We start from the raw sequence: 12,860 nt of genomic DNA, 5'->3' as shown, positions 1-12,860 counted from the left end.
GAGCCCAGGACCACGCCGACGGAACCGTGCGGCGCGAGTTACCGGCCGCGGAGCGCACTCGGCCGCCCGGCCCGTATCACCCGGGCCGGTGGCTCGGTGCGAGCCGGATCAGACGGCGCTGGTGAGGGTGGGTACGGGGGCCAAGAGATGTCCCCATTCCAGGTGCGCGGCCAGCGCCGCGGGATCGGTTGTGGTGGTGGATGTTCCGTCGGCGAGTGCGACCAGTGCCCCGGCCAGCGCGAGCGCGGGAACGGAATGCCGGTTGGCGACGCGCAGAATCTCGTCGAAGGCGGCGGAGACGCTGCACCGGTGCAGGGCCACCAGAACGCCTTTGGCGGTGTCGAGCATGCGAGCGTTGGAGGACAGGGTGCTCATCGAATTTTCTCCTGGACGGGGCTGGCCCGAAACATATTGCGTGCCAGCCGGTCCGGAAGTCAACTAGTTACGTTCCGACAGCAACAGCAGCGTGTAGGCGGCCACCGTGTGCGCGTCGGTGATCACCCCGTCGCGGATCATCGTCTCGACCTCGGACCGCTCGAACCAGGCGGCCCGCATGTCCTGTTCCTCCGGCTCCCGTTCGGGTTCACCGGCGGTCAGATCGGTGGCCAGATAGACGCTGCCGCGCTGATCCAGCGTGGCCGGTGCGGCATCGAGGCGGCCCAGGTAGGTGAGTGTGCCGGCGCGCAGACCGGTCTCCTCGCGCAGTTCGCGGCGGGCCAGTTCGATCGGATCGCCGTTCTCGTGGCCGGGCAGGGTACCGGCCGGAAATTCCCAGCAGCGCTGCCGGACCGGATAGCGGTACTGCTCGACCAGATGCAGCCGCCCGCCCTCCAGCGGCACCACCAGGGCGAAGTCGGCGCGCCGGACCACCCCGTAGATGCCGGTGCTGCCGTCGGATCGGCGGATGCTGTCCTCGCGGACCTCGATCCAGGGATTGCGATAGATGTGCCGGGAATCCAGTTGCTCCACCGCGCCTCCTCAGTGATCGTCGAGTTGCCCGTCCCAGCATAGGCCGGGCGCGATCCGGCTCATCGGTGTCGGGGTGCGTGCATACACTGCTCGACGATGATGGATTCGAGCGCACTGCTGCCCACCCAGCAGGCATACGACGAGGTCGCCGAACTCTACGCCGGCCTGTTCGCGACGGAGCTGGACACCAAACCGTTCGACCGGGCGATGTTCGCCGCGTTCGCGGAATCGGCAGGCGACGGGCCGGTGGCCGATCTCGGGTGCGGGCCCGGCCGGATCACGGGGCATCTGCGCGCGCTGGGCCTGGACGCCTTCGGTGTCGACATCTCCCCGGAGATGATCCGGCTGGCCCGCGCCGCACATCCACAGTTGCGGTTCGAGCTGGGCCCGATGCAGCAGCTCGACGCGGCGGACTCCTCGATCGGCGGAATCGTGGCCTGGTACAGCATCATTCACACTCCGCCGCAGTTGTTGCCGGAGGTGTTCGCCGAATTCGGCCGGGTGCTGCGACCGGGCGGCCCACTGCTGCTGGGCTTCCTCGCCGCCGACGCACCGCACGACGTCCAGCCCTACGACCATCGGGTGGCGCCCGCGTTCCGCTGGGCGACGAGCCGGATCGAGGAGATGCTGCGGCCGTACGGATTCGACGTCGAGGCCCGGCTGAGCCGGGAACCGGTGGAGCCGGAAAGGTGTCCGCAGGCCTACCTGCAGGTCCGGAAGAACTGATCGAGAACAGGCGGGTGCACTCCCGCTCCCGGTTCGCGCCGACACTCCCGGCGATGAGCGCAGGCGCCTCCGGACGCCGTGATATCCAGGGCAGATGCGTACCTCCTACGACGTGGTGATCGTCGGCGGCGGCCACAACGGCCTGGTCGCGGCGGCCTATCTCGGCCGGGCCGGTCTGTCGGTGCTGGTCGTCGAGCAGAACCCGCGGCTCGGGGGCGCGGCCGTGTCCGAACGGATCTTCCACGGCGTGGACGCCCGGCTGTCGCGCTACTCGTACCTGGTCAGCCTGCTGCCGCAGCAGATCGTGCGGGATCTGGGCCTGCGATTCGCCACCCGGCGGCGGCGGATCTCGTCGTACACCCCGGTCGGCGCGGGCGGTCTGCTGGTGGACACCGGCGACGCGGGCCGTACCCGCGACAGCTTCCGGACCCTCACCGGTTCGGACGCGGAATACGAAGCCTGGCAACGGTTCTACCGCCGTACCGGCCGACTGGCGCAGCGGGTGTTCCCAACTTTGTTGCGGCCGTTGCCGTCCCGGGCGGAACTCGAGCGACTGGTGGACGATCCGGCCGTCTGGGCGGCGGTGTTCGAACAGCCGCTGGGGGCGGCCGTGGAGGCCGAGTTCGCGGACGACACCGTGCGCGGGGTGGTGCTCACCGACGCGCTGATCGGCACCTTCACCCACGCCCACGATCCCGCGCTCCGGCAGAACCGCTGCTTCCTCTACCACGTCATCGGCGGCGGCACCGGCGACTGGGACGTGCCGATCGGTGGCATGGGCGCGCTCACCGACGCCTTGGCCGACGCGGCCCGCGCCGCCGGCGCCGAACTGATCACCGGCCGGACCGTCGAGGCCGTCCACGCCGGCGCGCGCACCGCCGAGGTCGGGTTCACCGGCGGTACGGTCGCCGCCCGGCACGTCCTGGTGAACGCGGCGCCGTACCGGCTGGCCCAGCTGCTCGGCAACCCGGCACCGCCGAAACCCGAAGGCGCGCAACTGAAGGTGAACATGCTGCTGCGCCGGCTACCGCGTCTGCGGGACAGCGTCGATCCCCGTGACGCCTTCGCCGGCACCTTCCACATCGCCGAGGGCTACGGCGAATTGGAGCGGGCCTATCGGGAGGCCGCGGCCGGTCGGCTGCCGACCACGCCGCCGTCCGAGATCTACTGCCACACCCTCACCGACCCGTCGATCCTCGGCCCGGAACCGGCAGCGGCAGGGCTGCACACCCTGACCCTGTTCGGATTGCACACGCCGGCAAGCCTGTTCGAGGGCGATCCGGCGGGAACCAAAGCCGCCCTGCTGGATTCGACCCTGGCCGCCCTGGATTCCGTGCTGGCCGAGCCGATCCGCGACTGCCTCGCCACCGACGCCGACGGCCGCCCCTGCCTCGAGGCGGTGACCCCACCGGAGCTGGAACAGGAGATCGGCCTCCCCGGTGGTCACATCTTCCACGGGGACCTGTCCTTCCCCTACCGCCTCGACGACGATCCGGAACCGGCCGCGCGCTGGGGCGTGAGCACCGGCCACCCGACCGTATTCCTGTGCGGCGCGGGCACCGTCCGCGGCGGCGGGGTCAGCGGCGTGGGCGGCCACAACGCGGCCATGGCGGTGCTGGAATCGCGTTGACGCGGCCACCGGTCGGCCGCGGAACGCCGCCCCAGTCGGGGGCAGGCGACGAACGGAACCGCATGCGCGGTGCGGGTCAGCTCTGTGACGCGGAGGATCGAGGTCGAGCGCCGACGGCGCGGATCACCCGGGTGCGCAGCGGGACATCGAAGTCGCCGGCCGCGGTTTCGGGACGGAGCCGCAGGAACTCGGTGATCCGGGCGAGCAGCTCGGTGCGCTCGCCGGCGTCGATCACCAGCGTGTGGGAGTGGGTGCCGATGGTGGCCACCAGGGATTCCACGGTGCGGCGCTGGACGTGGGGGAATTCGGTGCGCTCGAAGCGCTCGAACAGCGGGTGCGCGGGCAGCGTGTCGGGGGTCATCGCGGGCAGCGACACGTTCGACCGGGAGATCCGGCCGAGTTCGCGCACCCAGGTGACACTGTCGTCGGGGGTGTTCCAGAAGGCGGCGAAGACTCCGCCGGGCCGCAGCACCCGGGCGATCTCGGGAAAGGCCCGGACTGGATCGAACCAGTGAAAGGCCTGCCCGGCCACCACCGCGTGCACCGAATTGTCCGGCAGCGGAACAGATTCCGCTGTGCCGGGGAAGATCGGGGTCTCACGGAAGCGGCGGGCGAATTCGGCGCGCATCCCCTCGTCGGGTTCCACCGCGACCACCCGAGCTTCCAGCGCGAGCAGACCCTCGGTCAGTTTGCCCGTCCCCGCACCCAGGTCGAGCACCTCCGGATGACCGATCCCACCCAGCGGCCGCAGCGCCCAGCGGATCGCGTCGGCGGGATAGTCGGGCCGGTGTTCGGCGTAGGCGGCCGCCGCGGCGCCGAACGAACCGGCCCGCCGGGCCAGCAATTCCGCCTGCTCATCGGACGTGCTCTCGGTGGAACGCTCGGAATCCCGCACCCGGACATGCTAGATCCGGATTCTGAGGGCAACCCCCCGGACCGGACGGCGGGCACATGCAGACGCCCGGACCGGCGGCAGGCCCACCCCCGGATCAAAGACCGGGCGGCTGCGAACCGGACCCCGGCGGCACACCCGAACCGGTCCCCGGCGGCGCCGACCAGCTGTCGTCGTCGATCATGCGGAATTGCGTGACCGGCGGCGGGGGTTCGGTGTGCCCGGTCAGCACCCACGCCATCTGCATCGACAGCCGCACCAGCCGCCGCGCGGTGTAGTACAGCAGCGCGGCCAGCGGCAGCTCGCCGAAGACCGCGGTCAGGACCGACAGCAACAGGTCGGAGCTGTTCCAGTCGAGCACGACGTCGAACCAAGCGTCGCAGACCAGCAGTGTCGCGGTGATGATCGCCCACGGGATGAAGATCTGCCGGCGCAGCCAGGCGAACAGCGCGGTCACCCCGACCGCCGCGACCAGGATGCAGTCGAAGCCGACCCAGGCGATATCCCACTGCCGCACCTCGTGATGGGCGGGGAGGCTGAAGGACAGGTAGCCGACCCACGGCACCAGGAAGACGAAACTGCCGGTCACCACGGCCAGGAACAGCCGGCGCGACAGAATCGCGTGTGGATGCTGCGAGGTGAGCTTGAACGTCATGACACCTCCCGGTCGGCCACCGCGGCGCGTGCTCAGCCTATCGAGGAGATTCAGCGAAGTATCGAGGAGATTCAGCGAACGATCGGCAACCGCGGTCCGGGTTCGGCCAGCCACAGCAACCAGTGCGGCACGATCAGCGCGGCGAAGTCCTCGTAACCGGTGGCGCTGGGATGGTATCCGTCGCCCGCGGTGACCTCCCGCATCCAGGTGGTGCTGTGCCGCAACGGCTCGAAGACCCGGATGTAGGGCACGTCGGCGCGGTCGCACACCTCGCCGAGGATCTCGCCCAGCTTCTCGACCCGGTCGGTGTGCTCGGCATCGGCGTTCGGCGGAGGCGCGATCACCAGCGTGGGCCACTCCCGTGCCCGGGCGCGGCGCAGGATCTCGCCGAGGTGTTCCGCCGACTGCTCGGGTTCCACCCGTACCCGGCCGTTCTCGGCCATCGCGTCGTTGACGCCGAAACAGAACACCACACGGGCGTCGACGCCGTCCGGCAACCGTTGCGCGCATTCGTTTTCCCAGCGTGCGGCGATATCCGCGGAGGTCTGCCGGCGCACACCGAGGTTGTAGTAGCTCAGGGGCTGCCCGGCCCCGATCGCCCGCACCGCCAACCGGCCAGCCCAGCCCAGGCACTGCTTGTCCCCCAGACCGGCTACCAGGGAATCCCCCACGAAACAGATTCGGACATCTCGGGTCACGCTGTGATCGTGACACGGGTTCCGAATTCTCGCGCCGAGTTTTCCCGACCGGCCGCGTTCTGGGCTCGAAGCCGCGAAATATGATCACAAGAACCGGTTCGTGGTTCCGCCGCGACCGGGCAACGGCAGCGGCGTGTTGCCGTCGGCGGGCCCCGGCGCCTGCTGCATACTCACCACCGAGCCGACCCTGGGACCGACGCCGCTCCCTCGATCCGAAAGATCCGATTGGATATGCGAGTCGACGGGCGGGAAATACCCGTCTCCGGCAGCCTGCTGCAGCCGCGGATCCGGCGCACCAGCGACATCATCCGCGTGGTGTTGTCGGCGCTGCTGGTGGTGCTGGTCGTCATCGGCTCGCTGATCACCCGGTCCCGCTGGGAGGCGCTGGAACGGTCGCTGTCGGACATCCTGGGCGTCCTGCCACCGGACAAATCGAACCTGGTCTATGTGCTGTACAGCGTCGCGATCTGCGCGCTGCCGTTCGCGATCCTGCTGCGGCTGGTGTTGCGGCGGCAGTGGAAACTGCTGGTCGGCTACGTCGCGGCCGGGCAGATCGCGATCGTGTTGTTGTCGCTGACCGGCACCGGCGGGCTGTCCTGGCCGCAGTGGCACTGGATCGGCCCGAAACAGCTGGACACCTTCCTGGCCCAATTCCTCGACGATCCGCGCTGGATCGCGATGCTGGCGGCGGTGCTGACCGTCGCCAGCCCGTGGCTGCCGCCGAAATGGCGGCGAGGGTGGTGGGCGCTGCTGCTGGCGTTCGTGCCGCTGCATCTGTTCGTCAGCCTCGTGGTGCCGTCACGGGCGATCTTCGGGCTGGCGGTCGGCTGGTTCGTGGGTGCGGTGATCGTGCTGCTGGTCGGCACCCCGGCGCTGGAGGTGCCGTTGGAGGCCGCGGTGCGGGTGCTGGCCGACCGCGGCTACACCGTCACGGCGTTCACGGTGCTGCGGCCGGCCGGGCCCGGACCGCTGCAACTGGCCGCCGAGACCGGTCCCCGGCAGCGGCTGATCGTCGAGATGTACGGGCAGAACCAGCGCAGCTACGGCATGTTGCGCCAGGTCCGGCGCTATCTGACCTTCCGGGCCGGGGAGCGCACGCCGGCCTTCGCCTCACTGCGCCGCGCGGTGGAGCATCGCGCGCTGATGGGCATCGCGATCGGCGATCTCGGACTGGCGGCCGGCAAGCCGCTCACGGTCGCCGCGCTCGGCCGCGGCTGGACCCTGTACGCGCACACCGTGCCACAGGGCCCGGTCCTGTCGGCCGCGAGCGACCGGACCGTGCCCGGTGAGCAGGGGCTGCTCACGATGGTCTGGCGCGCGTTGCAAGAGTTGCATCGGGCCCAGATCTCGCACGGCGATCTGCGCACCGACGAGATCCGGGTCACCGACGGCCGGGTGTTGTTCGGCGGGTTCATGCTCGCGGAGTTCGGCGCCTATCCGGTCCGGTTCCGTTCGGACGTGGCGCAATTGCTGTTGTCGACCGCCGGGCTGTTCGGCGCCGAACCGGCCGTGCGCACCGCGCGGCGGGTGTTCGGCGACGAGGTGGTGCTCGACGCGTCGCGGCGGCTGACGAAATCCGCGATCCCCCGCCATGTGCGCGCCTCGGTCCCGGATTCCGGGGCGGTGATGAAGGCGGTTCGCGCGCAGGTGCAGGAGCAGACCGGCGAGGACCGCATCGAGGCCGCGCAGATCACCCGCTACTCCCGCAACCAGATCATCCAGCTGGTACTGCTGTTCGCCCTGGTCTACGTCGCCTACCCGTTCATCAGCCAGGTGCCGACGTTCTTCACCGAGCTGGGCAACGCCAACTGGTGGTGGGGGCTACTCGGGCTGACGATCTCGGCGCTCACGTACGTGGGCGCGGCGATGGCGCTGTGGGGGTGTGCCGGGGAGTCGGTGAATTTCCGCAATCTGCTGCTGATGCAGGTGGCCAACACGTTCGCGGCCACCACCACCCCGGCCGGAGTGGGCGGGCTCGCGCTCAGCGTGCGATTCCTGCAACGCAGCGGACTGGGGGCGGTGAAGGCGACCGCCGCGGTGGCCCTGCAGCAGAGCGTGCAGGTGGTCACGCACGTGGTGCTGCTGATCGTGTTCAGCATCGCGGCCGGGGTGTCGGCGAATCTTGCCCATTTCGTGCCGAGTGCGACGGTCCTGTACTTCGCGGCCGGTGCGCTGCTGGGCGTGGCGGGAGTGGCGACGCTGGTCCCGACGGTGCGGCGCTGGCTGCGCACCGAGGTGCGGCCGCAACTGGCGGAGGTGGTCAGCGAGTTGCGCATGCTGGCGACCCAGCCGAAGCGGCTGGTGATGATCGTAGGCGGTTGCGCCGCAACCACTTTGGGCGCGGCGGGGGCGTTGTGGGCCGCGATCGAGGCGTTCGGCGGCACCGCCACCTTCGTGACGGTGACCGTGGTGACGATGATCGGCGGCACCCTGGCCTCGGCAGCGCCCACCCCCGGCGGCGTCGGCGCGGTGGAGGCGGCGCTGATCGGCGGCCTGGCCGCCTTCGGGGTACCGGCGGCGATCGGCGTGCCGTCGGTGCTGCTCTACCGGGTGCTGACCTGCTGGCTACCGGTCTTCTGTGGCTGGCCGATCATGCGCTGGCTCACCGATCGCAAGATGATCTGAGTCGATTCAGCGGGCCGCGGCGATCTCGGCGAGCGCCTGCCCCGCGGAAAGACTTCCGGCGGTGGTCAATTCGAGGTTCGCCAGGCTGGCGGCGTGGATCTCCGGCGCCGCGGCGGCCACGCAGTCCGCGATCGGGTGCACGGTGAAACCGAGATCGGTGCCGTGCCGGGCGGTCTGCTCGACGGTGAGATTCGTCGCCACCCCGGTGAGCAGCAACGTGTCCACGCCGTGCGCGGCCAGCCAGTCCGGCAGCGCGTTGCCCGCCAGGCCGGACAGTTTCTGATTGTCGAACACCGCGCCGGCCGCGGCCTGCGCTGCCATCTCCGGAACGATCTGCGCGCCGGGCGAATTCGGCCGGAAGTCGGTCTGCGCGGCGGCGACCGAGCGCATGAATCCGGTGTTGCGCACCAGGCCCCCGCCACCCACCGGAACGGTGAAACGCGTGAACACGACGGGTAATCCGGCGGACTGCGCGGCGGCGTGGAAGGCGGCGGCCCGTTCCAGCACGCCGCTCGCCGCGATCGGCGCGGCGAGCATCGGCCCGAAGAACCCTTCGGGCCGAATCACATTCACCTGCCAGTGCAGGGCGAGCACGGCGGTGCGGAGTCGATCGGTCATCCGATGATCATCCTCCGCGCCGGCCCGGGCCGGGCCCGCTTCGAGTCGTCACCGCGCGCAATCATCGCTGTCGCGCACGGGGCGGGCGGATCGCCCGATGCGAATCAGGACGAATAGTCCTTGCGCAGATCGACTTTCACGACCTTGCCGCTGGCGTTGCGCGGCAGTTCCGGCACCACCACCAGATGCTTGGGGTGCTTGTACCGGGCCAGGTTCTCGTTGAGGAACGGCTCCAGTTCCTCGAGGGTGAGGGTGTCGGCCGGATCGGCCAGCGCCACCACCGCGACGGGCACCTCGCCCCACTTCTCGTGGGCGCGGCCGATCACGGCCGCCTCGTGGATCTTCGGATGGGCGAACAGGACGTTCTCCACCTCGGCGCAGTAGATGTTCTCGCCGCCGGAGATGATCATGTCCTTCTTGCGGTCGACCACCCAGACGAAGCCGTCCTCGTCCTGCTTCACCAGGTCGCCGGAGTGGAACCAGCCGCCGGAGAACGCCTCCGCGGTGGCCTCGGGCTTGTTCCAGTAGCCGAGCATCAGCGACGGGCCGCGGTAGACGATCTCGCCGATCTCGCCGGGGGCGACGTCGTTGCACTCGTCGTCGACGACGCGGGCGGCGATGGTCGGGATGACCCGGCCGACCGATCCGAGCTTGCGCAGCGCGTCCTTGCCCTCCAGCACGCAGGTGATCGGCGACATCTCGGTCTGGCCGAAGACGGCGACGTTCTGTGCCTGGGGGAAGCAGTCCGCCATGGCGCGCAGCACGCTGTCGGAGGCCGGGGCCGCGCCCCAGGACAGCATCCGCAGCGCCAGATTGCGCTCCTTGACCGTCGGCTCCTCACAGATCAGCTGCCACTGGGCCGGCACACAGAACGCGGCGGTGGCCTGCTCGGCCTCGACGGCGTCCAGGAATTCGGTGGCGTCGAACGCCCCCAGCGGATGCAGCACGAACCGGGCGCCGAGCACGAAATACGGGACGAGACTGCCCAATCCGGCGATGTGGAACAGCGGCGAGGTGCAGAAGCCGACGGTGTCCGGCGTGAGATCCATGGCCCGGATGCAGGTCAGGGCCTGCGAATTCAGATTCGAATGGGTGAGGATCGCGCCCTTCGGGCTACCGGTGGTGCCCGAGGTGTACATGATCAGCGCCGGAGTGTCCTCCGGAATGTCCAGTGGCGTATGGGATTCGCCGCCCTCGGTGAGCACGTCCTCGAAGCCGAGCACACCCTCGCCGGTGCTGCCGCCGATCACGAAGACGGTGTTCAGCGCCGGGGCCTGGGCCCGCACCCCGAGCGCCAGCGGCTGCAGCACGGAATCGGTGACGATCGCGGTGGCGCCGGAATCGGCGACCAGGTACGCCACCTCCGGCGGCGTGAGCCGGAAGTTCACCGGCACCGCGATGGCGCCGAGCGCGGTGATGCCGAGCACCGCCTCGAGATACTGCGGATGGTTCAGCGCGAGGATCAGCACCCGATCGCCGAAGCCCACCCCGCGCCGGGCGAGTGCGTCGGCGAACCGCTGCGAACGCTCGTGGAACTGCTTCCACGTGATGTCCTCGCCGCGATAGCGGATCGCGACGGCCTCCGGGCGCATCTGCGCGTGCGTCGCGATCTGGTTGTTCCAGTGATTGCGGCGGGAGCGGACGGGCTCGTCGAGCGCGCCGGGGACGAAGGTCATGCCGTGCCTTCCTAGCTTTCCTACTGCATCCGACGATCCGGCGCAGTCGTCACCGACGGCCGAATCGAAAATGAGAATACCAACTAACTTTTTATGTGACAAGAGTTACAGGGGTGCCGACCGGGCGGCCGGTTCTCCGATCATACTCCCAGATCACATCCAATATTGGCACACGTTTCAGAATGATGATCCGCGATGACCGTACCGGCCGAACGGACGAGCGCCGCAAACAACGGCTCACATGAAGGTTGTTCCACCGGATCGGGCGTGCCACCATCGGGGGCATCCGGAGGCAGGTCCGGGCGGTCAGGGAGGACACAGGCGATGTTGCGCACCAGATTCACCGAGACGTTCGGTATCGAGCACCCGATCGTGCAGGGCGGCATGATGTGGGTCGGCCGCGCCGAACTCGTCGCCGCCGTGGCGAACGCGGGCGCGCTCGGCTTCCTCACCGCCCTCACCCAGCCCACTCCCGACGCGCTGCGCGCGGAGATCGCCAAGGTCCGGGATCTCACCGACAAGCCGTTCGGCGTGAACCTGACGATCCTGCCGTCGATCAACCCGCCGCCGTACCAGGAATACGCCGAGGCGATCATCGACTCAGGCGTGAAGCTCGTGGAGACGGCCGGCAGCAATCCGGAGCCGTTCCTGCCCGCCTACCGGGAGGCCGGGATCAAGGTGCTGCACAAGTGCACCAGCGTCCGGCACGCGCTCAAGGCGCAGACCATCGGCGTCGACGGTGTCTCCATCGACGGCTTCGAATGCGCCGGCCACCCCGGCGAGGACGATGTGCCCGGTCTGGTGCTGATCCCCGCCGCCGCGCGGGCGCTGACCATCCCGATCATCGCCTCCGGCGGCATCGCCGATGCCCGGGGCCTGGTCGCCGCGCTCGCGCTCGGCGCCGACGGGGTCAACATGGGCACCCGCTTCCTGTGCACCGAGGAGTCGCCGGTGCACCGGAAGGTCAAGGAGCAGATCGTCGCGCACACCGAGCGCAGCACCCAGATGATCTTCCGCACCATGCACAACTCGGCGCGCGTCGCGGACAACGAGATCAGCCGCAAGGTCGTCGAGATCGAGAAGGCCGGCGGGAAGTTCGAGGACGTCCGGGAACTGGTGGCGGGCGCCCGCGGCCGCCGGGTGTTCGAGGAGGGCGACCTCGACGCCGGCATCTGGTCGGCCGGACAGGCGCAGGGTCTCATCGAGGACATCCCGACCTGCGCGGAGCTGATCAGCCGGATGGTCGCCGAGGCCGAGCAGTTGATCAACTCGCGGCTCGCCTCGTTCGTCGCCTGAGCGCGGGCAGGCGCCGCCGGGCCGGCTACGCGCGGGACAACATCGCGTCGTAGTCGTGCGCGGCGATCACCTCGATGCCGGACGGCAGCGCGTGCAGCCGGTGGATGGTCTCGAAGGTCTTGGCCCGGTCGGCGTCGAACAGCTGCCCCGGCATGGGGGCCTTCTCCCGGATCAGCTCGATCTGCAAGGAGTTCCAGACCGCATCGCCGGCGAGCAGCACACGGGTGCCGTCGTCGACCGCGAGCAGCACCCCGATGCTGCCCGGGGTGTGCCCGGCCAGGTCGACCAGCAGTACCGAGCCGTCGCCGAACAGGTCGTGACTGGCGGTGAAGGTGAGCACCGGCGGCCCGTCCAGCGTCAGCCGTGCGATCCGGCGATCGTGCAGCGGCGAGCGGACCACCCCGTAGGGCGCGTGCGGCCCGGCCATCGCCCAGTCGTATTCCGTTCCGGTGACCCGCAATTCGACCGAATCCGGCAACTCCAGCAGGCCGGACACATGATCCCAGTGCAGATGGGTGGCCAGCGTGAAATCGATGTCGGTGACATCGAGTTCGGCGTCCGCGAGCGCGTCACCCAGCCCGAGGACCGGCTTGTCCGGCGACACCAGCAGCCCCAGCGGGAACGGCTGCCCCGGCAGCACCCGCTCGTGCACGTTCGCGCACATACCCGGATCGACCAGGAACCGCGCCTTCGGATGCTCGACCAGGAAGGCGCCGTAGACCGTGTAGACCGTGCGCAGGCTCCGCACACCCTCGGCGACGATCGTCACCGGCGCGCTGGTCCGGCTCTGCGGCAGCGTGCGCAGCCCGACCGTCACCCGGGCCGCCGGCACCGGCAGCGGCGTCAGACTCGCCAGCAGTCGCTGATCGGGGCGGCGAGGGCGCAGCAACCGGCCGGGGGTCGCGGCCAGTGCGCCACAGCAACGGAACAGCGTGCCCAGCACGCCGGGGCGGCCCGTGGTCGGATCGGCCGGGGCGGCCACATCGTCCTCGATGGCTTCGGTCACGGCGCCCACCGTATGCGATCGGCGCCTGTGCGGGAAACCCTTCTCCACGGGCCCGGTTCTCGGCATAAT

12 protein-coding genes are annotated in these 12,860 nt (G+C 69.8%); 4 read left to right on the top strand and 8 right to left on the bottom strand.

What is annotated here, in order from left to right:
* Positions 1 to 108 precede the first annotated feature (108 nt).
* A complete protein-coding gene (locus NRB56_RS13525) occupies positions 109 to 375 on the bottom strand; it encodes an ANTAR domain-containing protein (RefSeq protein WP_153341876.1) in 267 nt (88 codons plus the stop codon).
* A 63-nt stretch (positions 376 to 438) separates the two neighbouring features.
* Positions 439 to 969: an NUDIX hydrolase gene (locus tag NRB56_RS13520; RefSeq protein WP_319942956.1), complete on the bottom strand. Its 531-nt coding sequence runs from the start codon at positions 967 to 969 to the stop codon at positions 439 to 441.
* Positions 970 to 1,065: 96 nt separating this feature from the next.
* Here NRB56_RS13520 and NRB56_RS13515 point away from each other — a divergent pair, with 96 nt between their 5' ends.
* Complete coding sequence (locus NRB56_RS13515) at positions 1,066 to 1,695, top strand: class I SAM-dependent methyltransferase (RefSeq protein WP_153341874.1); 630 nt, start codon at positions 1,066 to 1,068, stop codon at positions 1,693 to 1,695.
* Positions 1,696 to 1,789: 94 nt separating this feature from the next.
* Entirely contained in the window at positions 1,790 to 3,325 is a 1,536-nt protein-coding gene (locus NRB56_RS13510; protein ID WP_153341872.1) for a phytoene desaturase family protein, read from the top strand.
* Positions 3,326 to 3,401: 76 nt separating this feature from the next.
* Here the strand turns inward: NRB56_RS13510 and NRB56_RS13505 are convergent, their stop codons facing one another.
* From NRB56_RS13505 to NRB56_RS13495, 3 genes are all read right to left on the bottom strand, one after another.
* Positions 3,402 to 4,220, bottom strand: a complete 819-nt coding sequence (locus tag NRB56_RS13505; RefSeq protein ID WP_319942955.1) for a class I SAM-dependent methyltransferase — start codon at positions 4,218 to 4,220, stop codon at positions 3,402 to 3,404.
* 94 nt (positions 4,221 to 4,314) lie between these two features.
* Positions 4,315 to 4,872 (bottom strand): hypothetical protein, encoded by a 558-nt coding sequence (locus NRB56_RS13500; protein ID WP_153341870.1) that lies wholly within the window; start codon positions 4,870 to 4,872, stop codon positions 4,315 to 4,317.
* Positions 4,873 to 4,943: 71 nt separating this feature from the next.
* Entirely contained in the window at positions 4,944 to 5,570 is a 627-nt protein-coding gene (locus NRB56_RS13495) for a DUF459 domain-containing protein (RefSeq protein WP_319942954.1), read from the bottom strand.
* 231 nt (positions 5,571 to 5,801) lie between these two features.
* Between NRB56_RS13495 and NRB56_RS13490 the strand changes: the two genes are divergently transcribed.
* A complete protein-coding gene (locus tag NRB56_RS13490) occupies positions 5,802 to 8,195 on the top strand; it encodes a lysylphosphatidylglycerol synthase transmembrane domain-containing protein (protein WP_153341868.1) in 2,394 nt (797 codons plus the stop codon).
* A 6-nt stretch (positions 8,196 to 8,201) separates the two neighbouring features.
* Here the strand turns inward: NRB56_RS13490 and NRB56_RS13485 are convergent, their stop codons facing one another.
* Both NRB56_RS13485 and fadD5 read right to left on the bottom strand, forming a co-directional pair.
* Positions 8,202 to 8,813 carry a cysteine hydrolase gene (locus NRB56_RS13485; protein WP_153341866.1) on the bottom strand — a complete coding sequence of 204 codons (612 nt, stop codon included), beginning with the start codon at positions 8,811 to 8,813 and terminating at the stop codon, positions 8,202 to 8,204.
* Positions 8,814 to 8,917: 104 nt separating this feature from the next.
* On the bottom strand, positions 8,918 to 10,489 hold the full coding sequence (gene fadD5, locus NRB56_RS13480) for a fatty-acid--CoA ligase FadD5 (protein ID WP_153341864.1): 1,572 nt from the start codon (positions 10,487 to 10,489) through the stop codon (positions 8,918 to 8,920).
* Positions 10,490 to 10,813: 324 nt separating this feature from the next.
* Here fadD5 and NRB56_RS13475 point away from each other — a divergent pair, with 324 nt between their 5' ends.
* Positions 10,814 to 11,785: an NAD(P)H-dependent flavin oxidoreductase gene (locus NRB56_RS13475; protein ID WP_153341862.1), complete on the top strand. Its 972-nt coding sequence runs from the start codon at positions 10,814 to 10,816 to the stop codon at positions 11,783 to 11,785.
* Positions 11,786 to 11,810: 25 nt separating this feature from the next.
* Here NRB56_RS13475 and NRB56_RS13470 read toward each other — a convergent pair whose 3' ends face one another.
* Positions 11,811 to 12,791, bottom strand: coding sequence for an MBL fold metallo-hydrolase (locus NRB56_RS13470; protein ID WP_319942953.1), 981 nt, complete (start codon positions 12,789 to 12,791; stop codon positions 11,811 to 11,813).
* Between the last annotated feature and the right edge of the window lie 69 nt (positions 12,792 to 12,860).

It is taken from the genome of Nocardia aurantia, assembly GCF_009604425.1.
Lineage (GTDB): Bacteria > Actinomycetota > Actinomycetes > Mycobacteriales > Mycobacteriaceae > Nocardia > Nocardia aurantia.
This window is presented reverse-complemented; position numbering and strand designations above follow the sequence as displayed.